Annotated in this window: 28 protein-coding genes; 2 read left to right on the top strand and 26 right to left on the bottom strand. The window is 30.0% G+C overall.

Going from position 1 to position 25,878, the window contains the following annotated elements:
- The 8 genes from BET03_RS05255 to BET03_RS05220 form a co-directional block, all read right to left on the bottom strand.
- On the bottom strand, window positions 1-1,500 hold a 1,500-nt coding region (locus BET03_RS05255), incomplete at its 3' end, for an Rne/Rng family ribonuclease (protein ID WP_120168030.1).
- A gap of 47 nt (window positions 1,501-1,547) precedes the next feature.
- Window positions 1,548-2,249 (bottom strand): TIGR03936 family radical SAM-associated protein, encoded by a 702-nt coding sequence (locus BET03_RS05250; RefSeq protein ID WP_120168028.1) that lies wholly within the window; start codon window positions 2,247-2,249, stop codon window positions 1,548-1,550.
- Window positions 2,249-4,090, bottom strand: coding sequence for a TIGR03960 family B12-binding radical SAM protein (locus BET03_RS05245; RefSeq protein WP_279230347.1), 1,842 nt, complete (start codon window positions 4,088-4,090; stop codon window positions 2,249-2,251). The genes BET03_RS05250 and BET03_RS05245 overlap by 1 nt, the downstream gene beginning before the upstream one ends.
- Window positions 4,091-4,127: 37 nt before the next feature.
- The gene (locus BET03_RS05240) at window positions 4,128-5,009 is read right to left on the bottom strand and encodes a site-2 protease family protein (RefSeq protein ID WP_120168026.1); all 882 of its coding nucleotides are present in this window, start codon (window positions 5,007-5,009) and stop codon (window positions 4,128-4,130) included.
- A 10-nt stretch (window positions 5,010-5,019) separates the two neighbouring features.
- Window positions 5,020-5,757 (bottom strand): M23 family metallopeptidase, encoded by a 738-nt coding sequence (locus tag BET03_RS05235; RefSeq protein WP_120168024.1) that lies wholly within the window; start codon window positions 5,755-5,757, stop codon window positions 5,020-5,022.
- 108 nt (window positions 5,758-5,865) lie between these two features.
- A complete protein-coding gene (locus BET03_RS05230) occupies window positions 5,866-6,849 on the bottom strand; it encodes a polyprenyl synthetase family protein (protein WP_120168022.1) in 984 nt (327 codons plus the stop codon).
- Window positions 6,850-6,851: 2 nt separating this feature from the next.
- Complete coding sequence (locus BET03_RS05225; RefSeq protein ID WP_120168020.1) at window positions 6,852-7,892, bottom strand: FAD:protein FMN transferase; 1,041 nt, start codon at window positions 7,890-7,892, stop codon at window positions 6,852-6,854.
- Between the two features lie 222 nt (window positions 7,893-8,114).
- A complete protein-coding gene (locus tag BET03_RS05220; RefSeq protein WP_120168018.1) occupies window positions 8,115-8,984 on the bottom strand; it encodes a hypothetical protein in 870 nt (289 codons plus the stop codon).
- A gap of 386 nt (window positions 8,985-9,370) precedes the next feature.
- Here BET03_RS05220 and BET03_RS13920 point away from each other — a divergent pair, with 386 nt between their 5' ends.
- Together BET03_RS13920 and BET03_RS13915 are read left to right on the top strand one after the other, a co-directional pair.
- Window positions 9,371-10,087 carry an NAD(P)/FAD-dependent oxidoreductase gene (locus BET03_RS13920; RefSeq protein ID WP_183108734.1) on the top strand — a complete coding sequence of 239 codons (717 nt, stop codon included), beginning with the start codon at window positions 9,371-9,373 and terminating at the stop codon, window positions 10,085-10,087.
- Entirely contained in the window at window positions 10,068-11,234 is a 1,167-nt protein-coding gene (locus BET03_RS13915) for an FAD-dependent oxidoreductase (protein ID WP_120168013.1), read from the top strand. Before BET03_RS13920 ends, BET03_RS13915 begins: the two co-directional genes overlap by 20 nt.
- A gap of 18 nt (window positions 11,235-11,252) precedes the next feature.
- Here BET03_RS13915 and mgsA read toward each other — a convergent pair whose 3' ends face one another.
- The 18 genes from mgsA to BET03_RS05120 all read right to left on the bottom strand — a co-directional run bounded on the left by mgsA (window position 11,253) and on the right by BET03_RS05120 (window position 25,865).
- Complete coding sequence (mgsA, locus tag BET03_RS05205; RefSeq protein ID WP_120168011.1) at window positions 11,253-11,660, bottom strand: methylglyoxal synthase; 408 nt, start codon at window positions 11,658-11,660, stop codon at window positions 11,253-11,255.
- 21 nt (window positions 11,661-11,681) lie between these two features.
- Window positions 11,682-11,963 (bottom strand): cell division topological specificity factor MinE, encoded by a 282-nt coding sequence (gene minE, locus BET03_RS05200; protein ID WP_279230346.1) that lies wholly within the window; start codon window positions 11,961-11,963, stop codon window positions 11,682-11,684.
- A gap of 18 nt (window positions 11,964-11,981) precedes the next feature.
- On the bottom strand, window positions 11,982-12,776 hold the full coding sequence (gene minD / locus BET03_RS05195) for a septum site-determining protein MinD (protein ID WP_120168007.1): 795 nt from the start codon (window positions 12,774-12,776) through the stop codon (window positions 11,982-11,984).
- A 19-nt stretch (window positions 12,777-12,795) separates the two neighbouring features.
- The gene (gene minC / locus BET03_RS05190) at window positions 12,796-13,428 is read right to left on the bottom strand and encodes a septum site-determining protein MinC (RefSeq protein ID WP_120168041.1); all 633 of its coding nucleotides are present in this window, start codon (window positions 13,426-13,428) and stop codon (window positions 12,796-12,798) included.
- 95 nt (window positions 13,429-13,523) lie between these two features.
- A complete protein-coding gene (mrdA, locus tag BET03_RS05185; RefSeq protein WP_120168005.1) occupies window positions 13,524-16,937 on the bottom strand; it encodes a penicillin-binding protein 2 in 3,414 nt (1,137 codons plus the stop codon).
- Between the two features lie 5 nt (window positions 16,938-16,942).
- The gene (gene mreD / locus BET03_RS05180; RefSeq protein WP_207666036.1) at window positions 16,943-17,458 is read right to left on the bottom strand and encodes a rod shape-determining protein MreD; all 516 of its coding nucleotides are present in this window, start codon (window positions 17,456-17,458) and stop codon (window positions 16,943-16,945) included.
- 14 nt (window positions 17,459-17,472) lie between these two features.
- Window positions 17,473-18,318, bottom strand: coding sequence for a rod shape-determining protein MreC (mreC, locus tag BET03_RS05175; RefSeq protein ID WP_120168003.1), 846 nt, complete (start codon window positions 18,316-18,318; stop codon window positions 17,473-17,475).
- Between the two features lie 13 nt (window positions 18,319-18,331).
- The gene (locus BET03_RS05170) at window positions 18,332-19,363 is read right to left on the bottom strand and encodes a rod shape-determining protein (RefSeq protein ID WP_279230349.1); all 1,032 of its coding nucleotides are present in this window, start codon (window positions 19,361-19,363) and stop codon (window positions 18,332-18,334) included.
- Between the two features lie 33 nt (window positions 19,364-19,396).
- The gene (gene radC, locus BET03_RS05165) at window positions 19,397-20,092 is read right to left on the bottom strand and encodes a RadC family protein (RefSeq protein ID WP_120168001.1); all 696 of its coding nucleotides are present in this window, start codon (window positions 20,090-20,092) and stop codon (window positions 19,397-19,399) included.
- Between the two features lie 17 nt (window positions 20,093-20,109).
- The gene (locus BET03_RS05160) at window positions 20,110-20,691 is read right to left on the bottom strand and encodes a nucleoside triphosphate pyrophosphatase (RefSeq protein ID WP_120167999.1); all 582 of its coding nucleotides are present in this window, start codon (window positions 20,689-20,691) and stop codon (window positions 20,110-20,112) included.
- 9 nt (window positions 20,692-20,700) lie between these two features.
- The gene (locus BET03_RS05155) at window positions 20,701-20,952 is read right to left on the bottom strand and encodes a DUF4321 domain-containing protein (RefSeq protein WP_120167997.1); all 252 of its coding nucleotides are present in this window, start codon (window positions 20,950-20,952) and stop codon (window positions 20,701-20,703) included.
- A 22-nt stretch (window positions 20,953-20,974) separates the two neighbouring features.
- Window positions 20,975-21,490 carry a Gx transporter family protein gene (locus tag BET03_RS05150; RefSeq protein ID WP_120167995.1) on the bottom strand — a complete coding sequence of 172 codons (516 nt, stop codon included), beginning with the start codon at window positions 21,488-21,490 and terminating at the stop codon, window positions 20,975-20,977.
- A gap of 15 nt (window positions 21,491-21,505) precedes the next feature.
- A complete protein-coding gene (locus tag BET03_RS05145) occupies window positions 21,506-21,889 on the bottom strand; it encodes a NusG domain II-containing protein (RefSeq protein ID WP_120167993.1) in 384 nt (127 codons plus the stop codon).
- Window positions 21,890-22,132: 243 nt separating this feature from the next.
- Window positions 22,133-23,110 (bottom strand): RnfABCDGE type electron transport complex subunit B, encoded by a 978-nt coding sequence (locus BET03_RS05140; RefSeq protein WP_120167991.1) that lies wholly within the window; start codon window positions 23,108-23,110, stop codon window positions 22,133-22,135.
- Window positions 23,111-23,123: 13 nt separating this feature from the next.
- Complete coding sequence (rsxA, locus tag BET03_RS05135) at window positions 23,124-23,705, bottom strand: electron transport complex subunit RsxA (protein WP_120167989.1); 582 nt, start codon at window positions 23,703-23,705, stop codon at window positions 23,124-23,126.
- A gap of 14 nt (window positions 23,706-23,719) precedes the next feature.
- Window positions 23,720-24,322 (bottom strand): electron transport complex subunit RsxE, encoded by a 603-nt coding sequence (rsxE, locus tag BET03_RS05130; protein ID WP_120167987.1) that lies wholly within the window; start codon window positions 24,320-24,322, stop codon window positions 23,720-23,722.
- Window positions 24,323-24,349: 27 nt separating this feature from the next.
- On the bottom strand, window positions 24,350-24,928 hold the full coding sequence (locus tag BET03_RS05125; RefSeq protein WP_120167985.1) for an RnfABCDGE type electron transport complex subunit G: 579 nt from the start codon (window positions 24,926-24,928) through the stop codon (window positions 24,350-24,352).
- Window positions 24,921-25,865, bottom strand: coding sequence for an RnfABCDGE type electron transport complex subunit D (locus BET03_RS05120; protein ID WP_120167983.1), 945 nt, complete (start codon window positions 25,863-25,865; stop codon window positions 24,921-24,923). The genes BET03_RS05125 and BET03_RS05120 overlap by 8 nt, the downstream gene beginning before the upstream one ends.
- Window positions 25,866-25,878: the final 13 nt, after the last annotated feature.

Here is a 25,878-nt window from a genome sequence, read left to right as displayed (position 1 = left end):
ACAGATTCTTAAACTTTCATAAGTCTTTTTTATATCTTGTATTTTACCCATACTTCTTACTTTAATATCATTTGAATGTATACTCTCCACGGAATGAATAAACACTTTAATATTATATTTTTTTTCTATTTCATTTAAATATTCTCTCTCTTCTAGATATTTATTTACTGAAGGATTTACCTCTAAAATTACAGCTTCAGAATTCGTATGTAAGCTAATCCTTTTAATTTCTTTTTCAATTTTATTTATTACTGTAGGTTCGGAGTAAACTTTACCTGTTCCCTCACAGTAAGGACAGTCCTTTAATATTTTAGAAGAAAGTCTATCCCTATCCTTTTTCCTTGTCATTTCTACTAATCCTAATTTTGTAATACCTAATACAGTTGTTTTTGTTTTATCTTTTTTTAATTCATTTTTTAAGCATTCCAAAACTTCATTTTCATCTTCTTCTTTTTTCATATCAATGAAATCTATTATTATTATACCTCCAATATTTCTAAGTCTTAACTGTTTTGCTATTTCTTTGGCTGCTTCGATATTGGTTTTTAAAACAGTATCTTCTAAATTAGTACTTCCAACATATTTACCTGTATTTACATCGATTGAAGTAAGGGCTTCTGTCTCATCTATTATTATATACCCTCCACTTTTTAACCATACCTTTCTTTTTAAAGCATTTTTTATCATAACTTCAATACCAAAATACTCAAAGATATCATAGTTTTCATCAAAGTAATCTATTTTATTTTTTAAATGGGGAGAAAACATATCTACAAACTTTAATACGTCTTTATATTTGTCTTTATCGTTTATTAATAATCTTTTTGTATCAGGTGAAAATAAATCCCTTGCAGTTCTATGAACAAGATTCAAATCTTTGTATATCATTTTAGGAGCTGTACATAAATTTCTTTCCATATAGACTCTATTTAACGTATTAACTAGATAATTCAAATCATCTTTGAGAGTTTCTTCATCTTTTCCTTCTCCAGCAGTTCTTACTATTATACCCATATCTTCTGGCTTAATTTTTTCTATAATATTTTTAAGTCTTTCCCTTTCTTCTTCTTCATTTATTCGTCTTGAAATACCAACATATCTAGTAAAAGGCATAAGAACTAGATATCTTCCAGGTAAAGTGATATGAGTAGTAATTCTTGCACCTTTAGTCCCTAAAGGCTCCTTTACTACTTGTACTATTAGTTCTTGTCCAGATTTTACTACGTCTCTTATAGATATATCCTTAATATTTACATCTTCATTTAATAGCATATCTTTAGGAATAGCATCCTTTACATATAAAAAGGCATTCTTATCATGTCCAATATCTACAAAAGCAGCTTGCATTCCAGGCAAAACATTTGCAACTCGTCCTTTATATATATTTCCTAATATCCTTTTATTATCAACTTCTTCAATATATAATTCTACAAGCTCACTATTTTCAAGTATTGCAACTCTATCTTGGTTAAAACCACAATCAATAATAATTTCTTTCATAAAACCTCTCCCAAGTTTCATTATTAAAATAAGTTTTTACATCAATACTATATTGGAGTAACTACTTTTTCATTATGCTCAATAAATAATTCTAACCTATGTATTTTAATGTTATCACAATCAATTTTTAGATTACCATACTCTTGTAATAAATCTAAAATTACATTTGGTTTTAAGTTACCTTGACTTCCTGTTTTCAATGTTGTTTTAATTATAATTTTCTTTCCTTCTTTAATTAAAAGCATTATATCTTTTATATATTTCCTTATATCTATTTTCCTCTCAATTACTTTATTCCTTTTTCTTTTTGTCTTAGTTATAAGGATTTTATCCTTATTTAATATACTATTTATAGAATTTTCTACTATATCATTAGCCAAGTCTTCTTTTATATTAAACTCAACTATATAGGTTGACCATCTTATAAGTGACATTAGTGATTTTTTCCCATCCACATAAGAAGCCTTTAATATTCTAATTCCTTTTGGTAACACACTATTTAAGTCATCTATAAATGTCTTAGTATTGATTTCTTTTTCTAATTCTATATCCATATATTCACCATCACTGGTAACGCCTAAAGGTAAAGCAGTAGCTAAAGAAAATTTAGGATGTGGATTAAAACCTTGAGAATATTTGATTGGTATATTTGCTCTTCTAAATGCTCTTTGAAATAACCTCATTAGGTCTAAATGTGATATATATTTTAAATCTTCTTCTTTAGTAAATTTTACTCTGATAGTTGTCATTAGCATACACCACCTATACTGCTTTGATTTATACCACAACCTGTACATCCTAATCTACAATCTCTTGTTAATATACCTTTTTGAGCTTTTTCATTTTCTTTTATTAGATATTCCTTACTTACTCCAACATCAATAAAATCCCAAGGAAGTACCTCATCATAGTCTCTCTTTCTATTGGCATAGAAATGTGGATCAATTCCTGTTTCTTCAAAGGCTTCCATCCAATTTTGATATTTAAAAAGTTCAGCCCATCCATCAAATCTGCATCCCTTTTCCCATGCTTTTATAAGAACCTTTGAAAGTCTTCTATCACCTCTAGCAAACACAGCTTCTAAAAAGCTTAGCTCTGGGTCATGATAATTATAGGTTATTTTTCTATCCTTTATTATATCCTTTAAATGCTTTTGCTTTTTATTAAAGGCTTCTATGCTATCTTGTGGATGCCATTGGAATGGTGTAAAAGGTTTAGGAACAAAACAAGAAGTACTTACAGTAATTTTTAAATTTCCTTTCCTTTTGCCCTTTGGTAAATCAAAAAATAAGTCTTTTACTTTATATGCTAAATCTTTAATTCCCTCTATATCTTCCATAGTTTCAGTAGGCAACCCTAACATAAAGTATAACTTTACAGTTGACCATCCTAGATTAAAGGCATTCTCTACTGATTTAATTAAATCCTCTTCTTCAATCCCCTTATTTATTACATCCCTTAATCTTTGAGTGCCTGCTTCTGGTGCAAAAGTAAGTCCAGTTTTTCTAACTTTTTGAATTTCCTCAATTATACTTATATCTAATGAATCCAATCTTAATGATGGTAGGGATAAACCTATTCTTTTTTCTTTAAATTCATCCATAAGTTTTAAAACTAATTCTTCTAACTTTGAATAATCACCAGTGCTTAGAGAGGATAAGGATATTTCCTCATGTCCTGTTGCCTTAACTAGTTTTCTAGCAAGATTAATTAAATTCTCTATACTTCTCTCCCTAACAGGTCTATATATCATTCCAGCTTGGCAAAATCTACATCCACGTGTACATCCTCTAAATACCTCTAGTGAAATCCTATCATGTACTGTTTCAATATATGGTATTATTACCTCTTCTGGAAAAAATGCTTCATCTAAATTCTCTATAATCCTTTTCTGTATCTTTCTAGGATAATCTTCTTTTTTAGGTACTATTTCTTTTATAGTATTATCTTCATTGTACTTAACATCATAAAAAGATGGTACATAAACTCCCTCAAGTTTACATATTTTTTCAAGAAAAGCTTTTTTAGTTTTCCCTTCCTTTTTCCATTTTTTATATTCATTTAATATCTCTAAAATAAGTTCTTCTGCTTCTCCAATTATAAAAAAATCAATTATATCTGCTAAAGGTTCCGGATTATATGCACATGGGCCTCCTGCTATAATAAATGGATCTTCTTCCTTTCTATCCTTTGATAGTATTGGTATTTGTGCTAGATGTAACATGTTTATAACATTTGTGTAACTCATCTCATATTGGAGTGTAAAACCAATAAAATCAAATTCTTTTATCGGATCTTTACTTTCAAGGGCATATAATGGAATATTGTTTTTTTTTATTTGTTCTTCCATATCTATCCATGGAGCAAAAACCCTTTCACAATATATATCGTCTTTTTTGTTTAATAAATTATATAAAATATGCAATCCTAAATGAGACATTCCCACTTCATATGTATCTGGAAAAGCAAAGGCAAACCTTACTTCAACTTCATTAATATTTTTTTTAATACTATTTTGTTCATTTCCAATATATCTAGCAGGTTTCTCAACTTTTGATAATACCTTATCTAAAAGTTTCTTATTAATCACATAAATCACCCTTTACTTCTGTTTTCTATTTAATATTTTACCACTTTTTACTCATGATTAGTAGTTTTTCTAATGTAACATCAAATCCATATTTAATTATTCCATCAAGTAACTCCTTTTCACTTATGGTACCCAAATATTGTCCATTTTTATTAACAATAGTTATAAAATGATATTTTTGGGGAAGAAAATTCTCTAAGACAGTACGAGCCTTTGTAGTTTTTAATCCAACCAAATTATGAGATTTCATTACATGCTTTTTTATTAATTCTTCTTTCTTCTCAATTAATTCTTTAAAGAAAATAAAAACTGCCATTTTTTTCTCTTTCTTGGCAGCAAATAAAACAAAAATCGGAATAATAATTATATATATTCCTTCCCTTGCAAGAGCAAGTCTATATAATCCATAAGAAATCATCAAAAAAACAAAAAAATATGAAAGCTTAACTGAGTAATCAGTTGCTTTTCTAAAACCAATTATGTAAGAAAAATAAGCCCTAAGTACCCTTCCGCCATCCATTGGAAATATAGGTAAAAGATTAAAAAGACCAATATACAAGTTGCTTTTAATAATAAAAGATATAATATAGTTATTTAATATAAAAATTTTTAAAAATATAAAAATCATTGCTAAAAAAATACTTACTATAGGCCCAGTTATAGCTACGAAAATTTCAGTTTTTGGTTTTGTCCCTATAATAGTTTCTAATCTTGCTAGTCCACCAAAAGGAAAAAGTTCTATTTCTTTTACTTGTAATCCTAATTTTCTCGCTGTAATTATGTGAGATATCTCATGTATTAATATTGTAATAAAAATTATAGTAATTTCAATACCGTATCCTAAAAAAAAATAGAATATTATTAGTATTAATAGAAAATAATTAATTTTAAAACTTAAATTAAGTGGTTTGAAATACATTCTTACTCTCCTATCGGTAGGACTTGACTGTACTAATACTTATATCAATTTTTTCTAGAGGATCAACAGGTTTGCCTTTTTCCCAAATTTCAAAATGTAAAATGTTTTTAGAAGCACTATTATTTAATGTAGCAATTAATTGACCTTTCATAACCTTTTGCCCTTTTTTTACATAAATTTCATTCAAATGCCCATAAACTGCTTCAATTTCTCCATAAGAAATTTTCATATAATTACCTAATATATCATCCTTTCCTGTATCTATTACTAAGCCGTCATCTATAGATACAACCTCCGATTTATTTGCTAAAATATCTATCCCTTTATGGAATACTTTGTAGTTATTAGTTTTTTCAATATTACCAAACTTCTGATACACTATGCCAGTAACAGGTGAAATGTATTTTGGTGTGCTGACCTCTTTTGTCTCCTCATTATTTTGATTTTCAAAAACTGAAATGACTTTGCTAGGTTTATTAAAAACTTTCTGGACATATTGAAAAACCCTTTGACCGCTTTCTCTAATATTAGTAGTACTATTTACAGTTTTGTCTACAATTTTTATTGCTTTTTTAGATAGTTCCGTATCTATCATTTTCATAAAAATTATTATAAGTACGATAATAATACTGATAAGTATTTTTTTTAATTGTTTTTTGTAAAAAGCTTTATTTCTTCTCTTATAACTATATGTATTTTTAAACTTTATTCTCTTTGTAATTTTCCTACCAAGCCTATTTAAAGCCAATTTATCCCCACTCCCACTTATCAAGTTTTTTATAATTTACTATATTCTTATTTATAGTTGTTTTATTTTATTACAAAAAAAGTGGTCGCTTTAATCGACCACATCTTATTAAACCTCTCTATTCACAACTTTGTCAGTTAAATCAAATAAATATTTTCTATATTTATTATCTGGAAGTTTTTTAAGCCACTTTTTTGATTTTTCAACATATCGATTATAAATATTATAAGAGTAGTCTATACCTCCTGAAGCTTTAACAATATCGATAATTTCCTGAATATTATCATCTGAATCTTCTAATAACCCGATAAGCTTGTCTCTATATTTTCTATTATTTAAAGTATATATAAGTGGTAAAGTATAAATACCTTCCTTAATATCATTAACTACTGGCTTTCCTAATTTTTCCTTTGTTCCTAAAATATCTAATATATCATCTTTAATTTGAAAAGCTGTTCCTAATGCCATTCCATAATTTCTTAAAGCTTTAACAGTCTTTTTATCACATTTTCCAACCATGCTTCCTATTTGGCAGGCTAGTCCAAATAATAAAGCGGTTTTTAGTTTTATTCTTTTTAAATATCTCATTACAGAAATATTAGTATCAAATTTTGCTAAATATTGGTCAACTTCTCCTTCACATATCCCTTTTACTATTTTTGCAATATACTCAATACTAGTTTCACTTCTATATTCTTCCTTATACATATCTTTATATTTTGAAATAAGAAAGAAAGATTTAGTAAATAAAAAATCCCCTGTAAAAATTGCAACTTTATTATTATGTTTAACTTGTATAGTTGGTACTCCTCTTCTTTCTTTAGCATCATCTATAACATCATCATGAATTAGTGTAGAAAGATGTAACATCTCAATTGCTGAAGCAACAGAAACAACCTTATTACTGTCATAGTCTCCAAATTTTGCACTATAAATCACTAATGCAGGTCTTAAACGCTTGCCACCTGCTTTTATCAATCTTTCACTTTCTGATTGTAGTAATTTATTTTTGCTTTTAGTACTCTTTATTAGCTCCTCTTCTACTTTATTAAGTTCTTCTAAAATTTCAAAAGGATATAAATCTTTTTTCATTCCTATCTCTCCTCTTGAGACTTTACTAAAGTAAATTGTTCGTCACTTAATTTAAAATTATCCTTAATTCCTGACGAAATATATACTTTATAGTCTTTTGTTATATAAATAACATCAACATTTTCCATACTCTCTACTAGCTCTAAGCCTTTATCTACACCTAAAACAAATAAAGCTGTCGAAAGTGCATCTGCAACCATTGAATTATCTGTTATAACACTAACACCTGCAACTTCATTACGGGCAGGATATCCTGTATTTCTATCTAAAATGTGATGATATCTTATTCCTTCCTCTTCAAAATACCTTTCGTAATCTCCTGAAGTTACCACTGCTTTATTAGATAATGTTATAATGCCAATATGATTTCCCCTAACCTCAAAGGGATTTTGAATTCCAACTCTCCATTTACTTCCATCCTCTTTTAACCCTTTAACGTAAACATTACCTCCTAAATCAATTATTGCTCTTTTTACTCCATTTTCTGTTAATATTCTATTTACTTCATCAGCTGCATAACCCTTAGCTATACCACCTAAATCTACCTTCATACCTTCCTTTTTAAGGAAAGCTTTATTATTCCCCAATAACTGCAAATTATTAAAGCCTATTCTTTCTAAGGCTATTTTTATCTCTTTATCTTCAGGAATTTTTTCATCTTCTGTTCCTATCGCCCATAAATCAACTAGAGGTCCTATTGTAGGCTCATATGCCCCGTTTGATATTTGAGCATATTTTTTAGCCATCTCTAATACATAATAAACATCTTCATGAACTTCTACAGCTTCTTTTCCAGCATTTTGATTTAGTTTACTTATGTCACTTTCTTCTATATTAACACTCATTCGTTGTTCTATTTCATTTATTCTTTGAAAAACTTTATCTAGTATATTTTCATTATCACTATCAAATAGTGTAACAGTTGCTATAGTACCTAACATATATTCTGTTTTTGAAATTGGCTCACTCTTTTGTGTGCACCCAAAAAGATTAATAACTACAGCTATTATAATAAATATTGCAATAGCCTTTTTCTTATGCATCTTAACACCTCATTATCTTTCAATACTTTATAAATAGTTAGTATTTATTATATCATACTTATTATCAAAAGATTTATCTATGTTAAACCTAGTATAAAATATTATCTATAATAAATAACTATTTGTAAATTCTAGTAAAATTTGAAATGTTATCCTCTTTCATAAAAATATTTAAAGCCTCAACTTTATAAAGTTGAGGCTTTAAATATTTTATATTTTTAATTATTTTTTAGCATTTTCTAAAGCCTTCTTAGCAAGGTTCACTATATTATCTTTAGTATGAGTAGCTCCTGAAACTACATCATAGTTCATGTTATCTACACCATCATTGTCAATGATTTGCTTTTCAAATGCTACCATAGCTTGTGGTGATTCAATATACTTATAATTTTCTAATGATTTTTCATCACCTTTTTTAATTTGTACTGGCTCTGTTTTATATTTTCCATCTTCACCTTTTACTGGTTCTCCATCTTCATTAAATACTACCTTTGCTCCTTCATCATCTTCAACAGCAACCTCATCATAATCTGCACCAACTATAGTTCCGTGTTTAACTACTAGCTTAATTTGAGCTAACCAACCATGGCTTGCTTTATCTGCTTTTGCTTCGTAAACACCATCTTTGTATTTAGGTGCGTAAGTTTCTCCCTTTTTAGCTTTTGCTAATAATTCTTTCGCAACCTCTTTGAAACTTTCTTTAGTATGGCTTGCTCCTGAAACTGCATCATAGTCTAAAGCCTCTGGGTCTTTCTTTTCCATAAACTGCTTGTTTAAATCTTCTATTACCTTAATAGTTGGTTCATATTTGTAGTTGTCTAAGTTCTTTGGTTCTCCACTTTCAGCAAGATATTCATTATATTCGAAAGAAACTATTTCTCCATCTTTAACTTCCATAATTGCTAATGGGAAGTTTCCATGACTACTTACCTCTTTCTTTACTAGATAAGTACCATCTTTCAACTCATCTGATGCTTCATTATTGCTTGGTTGCTCGTTAGCATCATTACCGCCAGTTGGTTGGTCACTTGAACACCCAACTACAGAAAATGCTAGTAATAAAACTAATCCAAAGATTAAAAACTTCTTCATTTCTTGATTTCCCCCTTCTAAGAGATGTTTGTTTTTGCCCAGCTTTGTCAAAATTTACACATTATAAGACAAATTTAACAGAAATTTAACCACTGGGCTTATAATAATTTTATTATAGTATATATACTTTATCAACCAATTTCTTGTCTAAATTTTGACATTGTGTCCAAATAGCTTATCTTTTCTCTTAATTTCCTACTAAAATTATAGGTATAGTTGATTTTTTTTGTTTGAATGCATACAAAATTAGTGTATAATAGTATTATAAAATCATTTATAAAATATTACTATTTAATATAATTAAATTTTTAACTATATTAAATATGTAGAATTTCTATAATTTTACCAACTTAATTATATTAACTTATTGCAAAGGGGGAATATTCTTGAGAAAAATAATAGTTTTAGGTGCTGGCTACGGAGGTATAAGTGCAGCTAAAAGACTTCACAAAAAATTTAAAAAAGATGACAATACAGAAATTATATTAATTGATAAAAATCCGCACCATACATTGTTAACAGAATTACACGAAGTAGCCGGAAACAGAGTAAAACCTACAAGTCTCTTAATAGACCTAGAAAGAATATTCAAGTACACAAAGGTTAAAGTAGTAAGAGACGAAGTCACTTCAATTAATTTTGAAGAAAATAAAGTAGTATCTAAAAATAATAATTATAATTATGATTACCTAGTAATTGCATGTGGAAGTGAACCAGCATATTTTAATATTCCAGGCCTTGAAGAAAATGGATATACTCTTTGGTCAATGCAAGATGCAACAAAAATTAAAAATCAAATAATTAACATGTTTGAACAAGCAAGCAGAGAAACAAATCCTCAGAAAAGAAAAGAGTTATTAACATTTGTTGTAGGTGGAGGTGGATTTACTGGAATAGAAATTCTAGGTGAATTAGTTAAATGGACAAAGGTTCTTGCAAAGGAATATGGTATTAATCCAGATGAAGTTCAGTTAAAAGTAGTTGAAGCTGCTGATAAAATATTACCAACTTTACCTGATTCACTAGTAAAAAAAGCAACAAAATATTTAAAGAAACATAAAGTTGATATATTAACCAAAAACTATGATCACCTCTGTTTCTGAAAATAAAGTAGAATTTAAAGATGGAAATTATGTAAATACAAGAACTCTTATTTGGACAGGCGGTGTAAAAGCCAATAAGTTTGCTGAAAAAACTGGTTTAGAAGTAAATAGAAAAGGTAGAATTTTAGTTAACAATTATATGCAAACAAATTATGACAATGTTTATGCAATAGGAGATGTTGCTGAATTAAAAGAAGAATATAATGAGTCGCTTCCAGCTCTAGTAGAAAATGCTATACAAACTGGTGAATGTGCAGCAGAAAATATTTTTGCTGATGTATATGGAAAAGAAAAGGAAGAGTTAGAACTAAACCTACATGGTGTAATGGTTTCTATTGGAAATAGCTATGGTGTAGCTGATACAATGGGACTAAGAACTTCTGGAGTATTTGCAATTATGTTAAAACATTTAGTAAATCTCCATTATTTATTTACTATTGCAGGATTTGGTATTGTATTTGAATATCTAATCCATCACTTCCTAGAGAAAAATTATCACACTAATATTGTTGGAAGGGAACTAGTAAGACATGGTGGAGCAAAAACATATGCATTTTTCTTACCAGCTGTAAGAATATTCTTAGGAATCATGTGGCTTAGAGAAGGACTTCACAAGTTAGGATACAACTTCTTACGAACAACTGACAATGGTTTTGTTTGGTTTGCAAAGGATTCATGGTTAGCAAATTGGTGGACTACACTAGCAATTGATGTTCCAAACCCACCTGCAGATGTAACAGCTGGAGCATCTCTTATGAAACTAATTGGAGAAAATACTCCAGGTTGGTATGAATGGTTTACAGAAATTACAGTATTTAATGCACCTATGTTATTCCAAAAGTTAGTTGTTATAATTGAACTTGGTTTAGGATTAGCCTTTATAGCTGGATTATTTACTTTTATAGCTGGAATTGTATCTGTTGGTATGATGATTAACTTTATCTTATCAACAGGAATTACTGTAGAACAATACTGGTTTATATTTGCTTCAATAAGCTGTATGAGCGGTTCCGGAAGAGCTTTTGGTTTAGATCAATATGTAATACCATACCTAGAAAAACAATGGAGATATTTCTATGATAACAGAGGTTTTAAGATAGCTTTATGGAATTTTGATAAAAAATCTAATAATAAAATATCAGCATAAAAAAAGTAGCACCTTTTTCTAGGTGCTACTTTTTTTTATTATATTTCTCCAATTCATATGTCCATTTTCAATTGCCTTTATTAATATTTCAGCAGTTCCTATATTACTTGCTACAGGCACATTATGAACATCACAGAGTCTCATCAAGGCTAATATATCAGGCTCATGGGGTTGTGCTGTTAGAGGGTCTCTTAAGAATATAACTGCATCTATTAAGTTATCTGCAATCATAGCCCCTATCTGTTGGTCTCCTCCTAAAGGACCTGACAAAAAACGATGAATTTTCATCCCTGTAGCTTCCTGTATTCTTTTTCCTGTAGTCCCAGTAGCATATAATCTATGTTTATTTAATATATTTTTATATGCTAAAGCAAAATTTACCATTTCCTTTTTCTTCTTATCATGGGCAATAAGTGCAATATTCATATAAATCCTCCATAATTTAAGTTATTTCATGGCATTATCTTTCATTCTAACTATTGGTATATTAGCAACTAATGCTGGAATTGGTTTGTTATCACTATCACGTTTAGTTCTTGTGAATTTAATATCTAACCCTTCTTCATCTATTTCCATATAATCAGAAATTACTCTAATTATATCTCCTTTAACCATTTCTAAAAAACGAGGAGAAACATTTGCCCTATCATGTATTAATACTAACTTTAATCTCTCTTTAGCTACGTTCTTACTATTGTTATTCTTGCTAAAAATTTTTAACAAATCCAAATCCATTCCCCCTTATACCTATTTTCCAAATATAAATTTCTTAAGTTTTGATAATACACCCTCATCTACTTCTAAATCTAAAAGAGGTACCTCTTTACCTAGAATTCTCTGAGTAATATTTCTATATGCTTTACCAGCTAAAGCCTTTTCATCAGTTACTACAGGTTCACCTTTATTAGTTGATATAACAATAGATTCATCATCTGGTACGACTCCTAACAACTCAATAGCTAAAATATCTATCATATCGTCTATGTTCATCATATCTCCCTTTTTTACCATATCGTGTCTTATCCTATTTATTATAAGCTTAGGATTATAAAGTCCTTTAGCTTCTAATAAACCTATAATTCTATCAGCATCTCTTACTGCTGAAATTTCAGGAGTAGTAACCACAATAGCCTTCTCTGCTCCAGCAATAGCATTTTGGAATCCCTGTTCAATCCCAGCTGGACAATCGATAATTACATAATCAAATATCTCTTTCAATTCTTCACATAATTCTTGCATCTGCTCAGGAGAAACTGCAGTTTTATCTTTAGTTTGGGCTGCTGGCAATAAATATAAGTTTTGAAATCTTTTATCTTTAATAAGCCCTTGTTTTAGTCTACATACTTTTTCAACGACATCAACAATATCATAAACTATTCTATTTTCTAATCCTAAAACTACATCTAAATTTCTTAACCCAATGTCAGCATCAACTACTACTACTTTTTTTCCTTCCATTGCTAATCCAGTTCCTATATTGGCAGTTGTTGTGGTTTTACCCACACCACCTTTACCTGATGTTATAACTATTACCTCTCCCATTATTCAGCCTCCTATTCTTTCATTTTTTAGGTAAATATGGCTCTATTAATACATTATTGTTATTTATTTTAGCTATCTCTGGTCCCAGAGGCTTTGAAATTTCATTATCTGGACTCCTTGCTATTATATTGGCTATTCTTAATTGTGTCGGTTGTAAATTAAATGCAGCAACTATAGCTTCTGTATTTCCATTACTTCCAGCATGGGCAGTACCTCTTAGAGACCCTAGTACAATAATATTACCTGTAGCTACTATAACTGAACCTGGATTTACATCTCCCAGTACTACAACATTCCCATCATATTCAATTCTTTGACCAGACCTAAGGGTAGTTTTTAAAAATTTTGTTCTACCCTCTTCAATCCCTTTAAAGTAATTATCTTCATAAGTATTAGTTTCTTTGTCTTTAATATCTTCTGTTTCATTAACTAAAAGTCCATATTGGTCTTCAATAATACTTTTTAATTCCTTCTTTTCTTCATCAGTTAAGGTTCTTCCTTTAAAACCTATAACTTTACCACCCTTAAAAAAGTTTTGGGCACTTTTTAGTTTTTTATTTAGACTTATTTTTATTGATTCAAAACTTCCTTCCCTAATGTGGACAAGCAATCCTTCTTTATTACCCTTGAACTCTATTAGACTGTCATTCATAGGTTTACCTCCGAAAATACTACTTAAATATTTATTCTTCATTTTTTTTACAAATCCTCCTTTAATAAAGAAAAAAATAAATTGGTAAGAAAGTACTATCTCACCAATTTATTTGAAAAATCTATAATTTCACTTTTGCTGTTAAGCCCAAGATACTCAGCAATAACTTCCCTTGCAACAGGTCCTGCATAACTTCCATGACCACCTTGAAAAATTACTACTGAAACTGCTATCTCAGGGTCATCATATGGAGCAAATGCTACAAACCAAGCATAATTATCGTACATTTCACCTGTTGCAGGATTAATACCTGTCTGAGCTGTACCGGTCTTAGCTCCTACACCAATAGGAAAATTCTTAAATATTCTCCTTGCTGTACCTTCTTCTGATACAAGTTTCATACCTTTTTTAATGTCTTCCAAATGACTAAGATCATTTAATTCAACTTGTTTAATCAATTCTTCCTTATTATCCTCAATTAATTTCCCATTATATGATTGTATTTTATCTAATACAGTTACCTTATATCTATATCCACCGTTTACTAATGTAGCGATATAATTTGCCATTTGTAAAGGTGTATAGGCATTTTGTCCCTGTCCTATAGATATATTTAATGTATCACCACTACTCCATTGTGCTTGACTTAAATAATCATATTTTATTCTATCGGTTAAATTTGCCCTTTCGCCTTCCAATGGATTTTTGGATTGAAGTCCCAATTTAGATAACCTTGTCATAACTTCTCCTCTAGATAGAGTTTCTTCATAGTCCACCCAACTTACAATCTCATCAATAATCTCTTGTCTTTTTTCAGTTGTAATATTGTCTTTATTCTCTATATATTTATCTATATTATTATTTAAAAATCTTCTTAATCCTACTTTTATTATCTTTTTCTTTGCTTCTGGGTCTGGAACACCTCCAGACTTTTCTTTAGGAATATCTATTTCTATTCCAGTTTCATCATCTAATCCAAACTCTTCTGCTAGTCTTAATATGTCATCCAAATTCACTTTAACACCAATATCTTTTCCTGTCCTTATATTTTCACCTAAAGTAACAGTATAGAAATAATAGTTACAGGAATCCCTTAAAGCTTCATACAAGTTAGTTGGACCATGCATTCCATGATAATCATTCCATATCCAACAACCAAACTTTCTATTCCCTAGTTCAACATATCCTAAAGAATTTATTTCTTTATTTGGGTCAATTCCCTTTTCTAATGCAGCTAGGGCTGTAAGCATTTTAAATGTAGATCCTGGTTGTATAGCAGTTCTTATTGCAATATTATAAAGAGGTCTAGGGGCTAGAGGGTCATCTTTATTCTCAGGTTGTAAACTATCCCAGTCCTCTTTTGAAATACCAGTTGCAAATAGATTAGGGTCATATGATGGATAATTTGCCATTGCAAGTACTTCTCCAGTTTTTACATCAATTGCTACAACAGAGCCTGAAGTAGCATTTTTAAAAGGAATTCTTTTCCTTCTGTCTTTATAGCCATAATCATAATCTCCCCATTTACTTTTAAAACTGCCAGCTTTTTGTATTTCCTCTATAGCATGTTTTAATGCATTTTCAGCAGTTTTTTGTAATTTAGCATCTATTGTTAGATATACATTATTACCTGGCTTAGACTCTTTTTTATCTAGAACTTTTATTGTATTCCCTAATACATCAACCTCAACAAATTTTGAGCCATCCTCTCCCCTAAGATATTCCTCAAATTTTTCTTCTATCCCTGTTTTTCCTATAATATCGTCTGGGGCATACCCTAATTCTTTAATATACTTTTCTATTTCAAAGGGTTGAGATATTTTTCCTAAATAGCCTAATATATGTGCTGCTGTTTTACCCATTGGATAAAATCTAACAGGTTCTACAGATATTCTTACACCTGGTAACTCCATATTATTCTCTTCTATTCGGGCTAAGGTGGAATTACTTACTCCATATGCAAAGTTTATTGGCTGATAACCTCGATATCCCTGTTTTCTTAAACAATCATCTATTAACAATATATATCTAGCTTCATAATCACTTAGTTTTTCAGGTATTTTAAATTTTTCCCTTAGTTTTATAAAAGCTTCTTTAGCAGAACTATCTTCTGGTAAATTATACTTTTCTAGCCATGTATTTTTAGACTTTAAAGCTACATATTCCCAATTGCTAACAGAAATTTTAGGATTAATCCCATTATCTAGTATTATTTTTTGAGATAAATATTTAATATTTTCATCAGTAATGACTTCATATATGATTCCTTCTTTTTTGCTTATTTCAATTAATACATCTTTAGCTGATAAACTATTATTAATTTTTTCATTTTTTAAAAACTCTATTTTACTTTTTTGGTCTTTATATTTATATTCTATAGTTTTAGAATCTTCATTAATTTTAGCTATAATTGGAATGTTTTTGTTGTTTTCCTTCAGTTTATCTAATAATAATTTACCTGGTGCTATAACTATCTTTTTTCCTTCTTTTTCTTCAATTTTTACTATATTTATTAGTTCTTCAATTGCCGATTCTAGTTGAAGTAATATATTAGCAAAATCCTCCTTGGCTGAAGTATACATTGAAATGTCATTAAGCTTACCTTCTTGAATTAAATACCTTCTAATATGTCTATATTCTGCATTATTAACAAATTCTTTTATTAAAGATCTTTTTAGTGCCTTGTATTCTTCATCAAATTTAAATGAATATTTTACTAGTTGAAATGTCTGTCCATAACCTTTTTGGGATAATAACTTAACAGTAAGCTCCCTTGATATAGGATTTCTTAATGCCCTTTTAACTACTTTAATATTATTTTTTGATAATTGAGCTAAATCTAAAACAGGATTCATTTTATTAGAAAGATTATTTTCCTTTTTCCAACTTAAAATGTCAACATCCTCTTTATAGGTGTATATTACATTATTATCTTTTAACTCTATATTTATAGGTATCCTAATACCTTCGTTTTCTAATGCAGTAATAACTTTTTTCCCAATTAATACCTTAAATTCATTATTATCACTACTCTTATCTAAATAATATAACTTTAAAAAATCTTCTATAAGCTCATTTTTAATAATAATATCAATCATTTTATCTTCCGGGTTCATACCATATTTAAAATAAGCTTCTTCATTACTATAGTCAATAACATTTAATTTAATTGGAAATTCATCAATATAGTCTTCCCCTTCTTCTTCTAATATCTTCATAAGTTTTAGGGCAGTTTTTGTAAAGTTTTCCCCTTTTATTTCGTCTTTTATTATCTGTACAGTAAAACTTGGCTTGTTTGTAGCTAATACACGTCCGTATCGATCCCTAATTTCTCCTCTAGGTGCTGTTATAGGTATTTGTTTTACTCGTTTCGTATCTGATAATTCCCTGTACATCTCTCCTTTTACTACAGTTAAGGTTGCTAGTCTAAAAACAATAACAATAAAAATTATCAGAAGAGAAAAAACTAAAATATTATATCTATCTTTAAATTTATCAAAAAAAGTCAATAATATCACCTTCTCATTCTCATTAGCATTTTATAATTAGTTGAAGGCTTTGTGTTTAAATTTCTAATTTTACTATATATAAACATTGATAAAAGGGAATTTATTATTAATTCAGGAATTAGTATGCTTTTAATAATTGCAAAACCATGAATATCAACTGCTAGAAAATACATAATAAACCCATAAAACAAATGATATGAAACAGTTGCTAATATTGTGAATATAAAAGGTATAAACAGATTGTCTTTAAATACTTTTTGATTCATCCACCCAACACTATAACCAATAATAAAATAAACAAATGCAAAAACTCCTATAGCATCACTATATAGAATATCCTGCAATAAACCGGTGAATAGTCCAATATAGGCGCCAAATTTTTCTCCTTTTAATAAAGCAAATGATACAATTAAAATTAGTGAAGTGTTAGGAATTATATTAAATATTTTTATAAATTGAAATAAAGTAGATTGCAAAATCAAGTTTATTACTAATATGACAAAAATTGTCCTTTTTTTCAAAATGCTAACCCCTTTTACTCTTTATTTCCAGTAATAACAAAAACCTCATTTAGCTTTTTAAAATTAACAGCAGGCTCTACAACTATATTTTCTATCAATTCTTCCTTTTCTTTAATTACTTCACTCACCTTACCAATATATAAGTCGCCAATAAATATATCACCTAATCCAGAAGTCATTAATTTATCACCTTTTACCACATCAGATTCCATATCAAATAAATATCCAGTAATTTCACCTTGAATACTTCCTCTAATTATACCACCATCTTGAGTCCTTATAACTTTAAAGGCGACTTTACTTCCTTCATCTATAATTGCCAATCCCTTTGACCAATTATCTCCTACTTCAATAACTCTTCCTACTAATCCTGCTTCAATTATTTCATCATCAAACTCTACAGCATGTATTATAATATCCCCTTTTTTGATGCCATCCTTTTCTCCTTTATCAATTAAGAATCTATCAAACCAGTTTTCTGGTGATTTTCCAATAATTTGTGCTTCAGTTAAGTTAAAATCTGTTTTTTCTTTTAATTTAGCTTCTTTCTCTAAATATTCTTCTCTACTTATAACATCTTCTAATATCCTATTTTCCCTTTCTAATTTAGCTATCTTTGCCTTAAGTTTTTCATTTTCTTCTTTAAGGTTAAAAAAATTAGTAGCATTGTGAAATCCATTAGAAAAAAATTCACCAATATTGTAAAATACCTTTTGTACAGGCATAGTAATCCTACCTATAATGTCTTGTCCAAACTTTATCTTCACTTTGCCACTAGCAGTTAAACCTATAATAATAATGAGAATGATAGTAACGAATGTTACTATCATTCTACCCTTATATTTATTAAATTTAGACATTTGTAATCACCACTTAACCTAACTTATTAGTAGAAATTAAAACCTTCTTTAATACCTCTATTTCTTCAATAGTCTTCCCTGTTCCCATTGCTACACAATCAAGAGGATTTTCTGCTACATGAACTGGCATTCCAGTTTCTTTCTTTACTAGTCTGTCTAAACCTTCAAGAAGTCCTCCCCCACCAGTTAGCATAATACCTTGCTCCATTATATCTGCCGCTAATTCAGGTGGAGTTTTTTCAAGAGTATACTTGATAGCATCAATTATACTTGTTACTGGTTCCTTTAATGCCTCAACTATTTCAGTAGACGTAATTTCTATAGTTTTTGGTAAACCTGAAACTAAGTCTCTTCCTCGTATTTTCATTTTTTGTTCTTTAGTTTTTGGATCTGCTGAACCTATCTGTATTTTTACATCTTCAGCAGTTCTTTCTCCAATCATTAAATTATATGCCTTTTTAACATATTGAACTATTGCTTCATCAAGTTCATCTCCACCAATTCTTATAGACTTACTAGTTACTATACCACCTAGTGATATTATTGCTACTTCAGTAGTACCTCCACCAATATCAACAACCATACTTCCAGTTGGTTGGTCTACTGGTAATCCAGCACCTATAGCTGCTGCCATCGGTTCTTCAATTAAATATGCCTCTCTAGCTCCAGCTTGCTTTGCAGCTTCTTCCACAGCCCTTTTTTCTACCTCTGTTACTCCAGATGGCACACAAACTACTACTCTAGGCTGAATTAGTGTACGTCTAGGATATATTTTCTTAATAAAATGCTGTAACATACTCTGAGTAATATCAAAATCAGCAATCACACCGTCTTTCATTGGTCTAATTGCAATTATATTTCCAGGAGTTCTACCTATCATTCTTTTAGCTTCTTCACCTACAGCTAAAACTTCTTTAGTATCTGATTTTATTGCTACAACTGAGGGTTCTCTTATAACTATTCCCTTACCTTTTACGTATACAAGAGTGTTTGCAGTACCTAGGTCTATTCCCATATCTCTTGTGAAAAATTTCATAATTCCCATCATTTTTGCTTTCTCCTTCCTAATTATAGCTAATTATATTATATCTTTTTCTTTTAAGCTAATATATTTGCCATTTCCTATAATAATATGATCTAAGACATTTATTCCCAAAATTTTACCCCCTTCAACCAAACGTTTTGTTATAGATATGTCTTCCTTACTGGGTGAAGGGTCTCCACTTGGATGGTTATGAATTAAGATTATCGACGAGCTACTCCTTTTAATAGCATTTTTAAATACTTCCCTTGGATGTACGATAGATGAACTAAGACTACCTATAGAAATATCCTCTATAGTTATAATATAATTCTTAACATCTAACATAATAATTTTAAAAAATTCTTTTTTTAAATATTTCATTTCTTCCATTAGTAAATTAGCAACATCCAATGGTGAAGTAATCTTAATTCTATTTTTGTTACTAGAACAGGATATTCGCTTGCCTAGCTCAACAGCAGCAAGTATCTGAGCCGCTTTACATTTTCCTATTCCCTTTACTGATGTCAATTCTTCCAAAGAAGAGTCAACAAATAATTCTAATCCTCTTTTATCAATAGATAGTAATTTTTGTGAAAGCTCTATAGCTGTATCGTTTTTATTACCCGTTCTTATAATTATAGCTAGTAACTCTGCATTGGACAATACCTTAGGACCATATTTACAAAGCTTTTCTCTAGGCCTTTCTTCTTCAGGTAAATCTTTAATAGTATAATTAATATCTTTTTTCATAGCTCCCCCATAAAAAATTAAAGTAATTTTATATTAAAAAATTTTTCTAAAAGATAATCCACTTTTGAGATTGGCAATCCCACTACGTTAGAATATGAACCATCTATTTTGTCAACTAGTATTGAACCATACCCTTGTATACCATAAGCTCCTGCCTTATCTGAATATTCACCTGTATTAACATATGAAATAATCTTGTTTCTATCTAGATTTCTAAACTTAACCTTTGTTTTTTCATAATCGACAACTTTAGTCTTAGTACCTGCTTTTATAATAGCTAATCCTGTTATTACATAATGTTCCTTGCCATTTAAGTTTAAAAGCATATCTATAGCTTCACCTCTATCTTGAGGTTTACCTAAAATTTTTCCTTTATAAACTACAATAGTATCAGCGGCTAAGACTACTTCCCCTTTATCTACTTTTAAGGCAACACCATAAGCTTTTTGAAAAGCTAATGACATTGCAATATCCTTAGGTCTCTCATTTTGTGATATTTTTTCATTAATATTACTCTCAACTATTTTGATATCAATATTATATTTTGATAGTATATCTTTTCTTCTCGGGGATGATGAGGCTAATATTAATTTCTTCATAACATCACCTTACAATTTTCTAAATATTAATATTGACAATATTAAACCAATAATACTCGCTACGTTTATATTTACCAATAACCCAAAGGTTAAATCTACAACCTTTAGATCAAGATGAACTGGTTCTTTTAATCCAACAGGATAACTTTTGGATAAAATCGGAAGTTTGTCGCTTAATAGATCGCCTATTACTCCGCCAATTACTATACCAACAATTAACAAAATAATCAATACTAAAGAACTTCTATTTCTTGTTCTCATTATTAACCTCCTTAAGTTTATGTTAATATAATGCCTTATTCAATACTTTTTTAAATTTATCAGTAATAAATATAGAACTCAAACCAACAAAATAACCTGTAAATAAGCTTGTTAAGCTCATAATAGGCAAATAAGAAAAAATCTTTATATTTTCCATTATGATACTTGCAACACTTATTTGGGCAACATTATGTGCAATTGCCCCAAAAATACTTACACCTATAAGGCTAAAATAACTTGAGAAATATTTATAGATACAAAACATTACAATAACACTTAAAACACTACCTGATAAGCTGTAAAATAAACTTGAAAAATTACCTGTGGCTAAAGTAAATGTTATACTTCTTAATATTGCCACTGTTATTGCACTTTTAAACCCGAAAATAACTAAGGTTATCAATGATACTATATTAGCAAGTCCTAGTTTTGCCCCAGGGGCAATAAAAGGTACTGGTATTGTTGATTCAATTATACTTAAGGCAAGTCCCAAAGCTACCAATAAAGCTAAGAAAATTATCTTTTTTATCCTACTCAATATTATCACTCTCTCTTAATAACTCATATAGTCTAATTCTTTATCTTCATTATTTTCTGTAATTATTTCAACAACTAGCCTATTTGGCAAACATACAATTACTTGACCTGGATTTGAAATCCAGCCTTGTTTAACATCTAATTTATCGGGACAATCTGCTTCAATTATCCTTACTCTTCCATCTCCTATTTCTAACTTGTTATATCCATACTCTGTTTTTACTTCTATCGTTTCACCTATCATATTATTACCGAAAGAAATTTTTTTATATTGTTCTCCATCAACCTCTATTAAAATATACTTTGTAGAATTGTTCGATGCAATTCCTTTAACATAATATAATCCTAATAAACTTGCAACTAGAACAAATACAATTAATAGTTTGTCCCATTTTGTCATATAGTCACCTCTCACAAAAATTAAATCTAACATACAAATTATTACAATTAAAGTTTACCACTTATAAATGTCAAATACAAGTAACAATTTTTTCATCAATTTCCGCATATAAAGCACCTTCTTTTCTATATCATATATATTCGAAAATAATAAATCAAAATTTGAGTGTTTTCTCAAATTAGTTATTATTTAATATACACTATTTTAGTAAAAAAGCCCTGCTTAGTCAGCAGGGCTTTTTACTTATTTTAATGTTATTGCATCTTTTGGACATTTTTCTGCACAAACTCCACAACCAATACATTTATCTTCTATAACTTTGTGATTTTCTTTTAGCTCTCCCTCTATAGCTTCAACTGGGCAATTCTTTTTACAAATTGTACATCCTACGCAGTTATCAGGATCTATTTCAGCCTTTTTTCTAGCTGAAAAATCAGCATATATTGCATTTGTAGGGCATTTTTCTGCACAGATCATACAATTTGTACATTTATCATAATTTATCTTTGCTAATTTATTTTCAAACTCCATAGCATCAAATGGACACGCTTTTACACATAACTGACATCCTATACAACCAGTAGTACATTTAACTTTAACATCTTTTCCAAATTCATTACTATTACATTCTACTACAACATTTTGACTATATGGTATTAACTCAATAACAGATTTTGGGCACGCTTTAATACATTTTTCGCAGGCTGTACATTTGTCAGGATCAATTTTTGCTATACCATCAACTATTTCTATAGCATCAAAAGGACAAACATCTACACATGTTCCTAAACCAAGACAGCCATATTCACATGATTTACTTCCGTTTGATACTAAAGAAGCAGCTTTACAATCTTTTATTCCCATGTATTCATACTTTTCTTTAGCATTTTCACATGTTCCTCCACAGATAACTCTCGCAACTTTCTTCTCTCCTGCACCAGCACTTACACCCATAATTTCTCCGATTTTTTCTGTAGTATCTGCTCCTCCTACCGGACAACCATTTACTGGTGCTTTTCCTTCTGCTACTGCATTAGCAAATCCATCACATCCAGGATAACCACAAGCACCACAGTTTGCCCCTGGAAGAGCAGCTCTAATTTTTTCAACCTTTGGGTCAACTTCAACTGCAAACACCTTTGAAGCTATTGCAAGGCCTGCACCAAATAATAGGCCTAATCCTCCAAGACTCAATATTGGGTATAATATACTATCTACCATTTAATTTCACCTCCTATACAAGACCTGCAAAGCCTAGAAATGCTATTGACATTAATCCTGCTGTTATAAGTGCTATTGGAAACCCTTGTAATGATTCAGGAACATCAGCAAGGGCTAATCTTTCTCTTATACCTGCAAATAGTACTATTGCTAATGAAAAACCAATTGCCGCTCCAATTGAATGAACAATAGTTTGTAATAGGTTGTATTCTTCTTGGATATTAATAATAGCTAATCCAAGTACAGCACAGTTAGTTGTAATTAATGGTAGGTAAACCCCTAATGCTTGATATAGTGTTGGGCTGGCCTTTTGGATAAACATTTCAACTAACTGTACAAGTGAAGCAATTACTAGTATAAACGCAATAGTTTGCAGATACTCTAAACCTAATTTATCTAATATTGTATGATGAATTATATACGTAATTATAGATGATAATGTCATAACAAATGTAACTGCCATACCCATTCCAAAGGCTGTTTCTACTTGTTTAGAAACCCCAAGGAACGGACAAATACCTAAGAACCTTGATAATACAAAGTTATTAACTAATATTGCACTTATTAAAATAACGAAAAGATTTCCAAAATCCATCTATAACCCTCCTTTTATGCATTAGCTGCCCTTTTCTTACTTAACCAATTATATATTCCAACTAATATACCAAGTGCTAAGAATGCACCAGGAGGTAGTATCATAATTATTGCAGGTTTAAAAGCTTCACCAAATACACTAATTCCAAAAATGCTTCCTGCACCTAATAATTCTCTAACACTACCAAGTAGAGTAAGGGCCCAAGCAAATCCAATACCCATACCTAATCCATCGGAAATTGCTCTTACTGGAGTATTTTTTGAAGCAAATGATTCTGCTCTACCTAGTATTAAACAGTTAACAACGATTAATGGTATAAATAATCCTAAAGATCTATATAAATCAATAGCATATGCATGCATAAACATGTCAATAAGTGTAACAAAAGTAGCAATTATTACTATATAAGATGGTATACGAATTTTGCTTGGAATTAACTTTCTTAATAAGGATACTACAAGATTGGCACTAACTAATACTGTTGTTGTTGCAAGTCCCATCGCAAGACCATCAGTAGCTGTCGTAGTAACAGCTAGCGTAGGACACATTCCTAAAAGCTGTATAAATATTGGGTTTTCCTTTAATAATCCATTTTTAAAAGTCTTTATAATACTCATTTTTTCACCTCCGACTTATTGCAGAGTCTATTTTGAAAGCTTATTATTAAACAATTCTCTCGCTATATTTACTCCATTAGTAACAGCATCTGAAGTTATTGTAGCTCCTGTTAGAGCCTGTATTTCATTTTCATTACTTGGTTGAGTTTTAACTACTGTGATTTCTTTTGATGTATTCATATCTTTATATTGATTTTGGAATTCAGCACTTGTTGCATTTGCACCTAATCCTGGAGTTTCTTGATGCTTAACTACCTTAATTCCTGTTATCTTTCCTTCTGTTGAAATACCTGTAATAACTTCTACATTACCTCCATAACCTGGAGTAGCTGTTTTTATTGCATATCCAACTATATTTTCACCTTTATACCCAGCATAAACTTCTAAAACCTTCTCATTTCCATTTAATATTTCATTAAGTTTTTCTTCCTCTAAAGTTTTGAAGTTTTCTGCTTCAGGTAAAACTTCTTTCCTTGCAACTTCACTTGCTTTTGCCTCAACAGCTTCAATAGTCCCAATAGTAGCAGCATTAGATAAACCTAATACTACAGCCGCCGCTGAAGTAATTAATAGTAATATTAATCCTAATTTAACTATCTCACGCATTTTGCTTCACCTCACCAAAAACTCTTGGACGTGTATATTTGTCAAGTAATGGCGCTGCTAAATTCATTAGAAGTATTGAATATGAAACCCCTTCAGGGTAACCTCCATAAAGTCTAATAATAGAAGTTATTAAACCACAACCAATTCCAAAGATTATTTGTCCCCTTGAAGTAACTGGTGATGATGCATAGTCTGTTGCCATGTAAAATGCTCCTAGTATTAAACCTCCTGCAAAAATATGATAAAGCATATTAGTAAATCCGCCACCAAATATCATTGTCATTATACCAACTGTAGCAATATAAGGAATTGGTATTCTCCAGTTAATTACACCTCTATAGAACAGGTAAGCAGCTCCTATTAATAATGCAAGTGCTGAAGTCTCACCAATACAACCTCCAATATTACCAATTAAAAGATTAGTAAGTGAGGGCATTGATGCTCCTGCTGCTTCACCACCTAAAATTCCTAAAGGTGTTGCCGTACTTACAGCATCAGCTCCTGGAGTAACCCAATTTGTCATAATTACTGGCCATGAAGCTAAAAGCATAGCCCTTGCTGCTAAAGCTGGATTCATAAAGTTATGTCCTAACCCTCCGAATAATTGCTTTACTATTATTATAGCAAAGGCTGAACCAATAACTGGTATCCACCATGGGGCAGTTGGAGGTATATTAAATGCAAGTAAAAGTCCTGTTACTACTGCACTCAAATCATTAATTGTAATCGGTTTGTTAAATAGTTTCTGCATAAGGGCTTCTGATACCACAGCAGAAACTATAGCAAGAACAATTAACTTTAAAGCATTAAATTTAAAATAGTAAATTCCTGCTAAAGTCGCCGGTAAAAGAGCAATTACTACATCTAACATTACTCTAGTTACAGTCTCATTTGACCTAATATGTGGAGAAGATGTAGCTATTAATTTTCCTTCCACTGTTCTCCCTCCT

Origin of the sequence: Thermohalobacter berrensis (genome assembly GCF_003609645.1) — a bacterium.
Taxonomy (GTDB): Bacteria; Bacillota; Clostridia; order Tissierellales; family Thermohalobacteraceae; genus Thermohalobacter; species Thermohalobacter berrensis.
The sequence above is the reverse complement of the archived record's forward strand: the minus strand, read 5'-3'. Positions and strand labels throughout refer to the sequence as shown.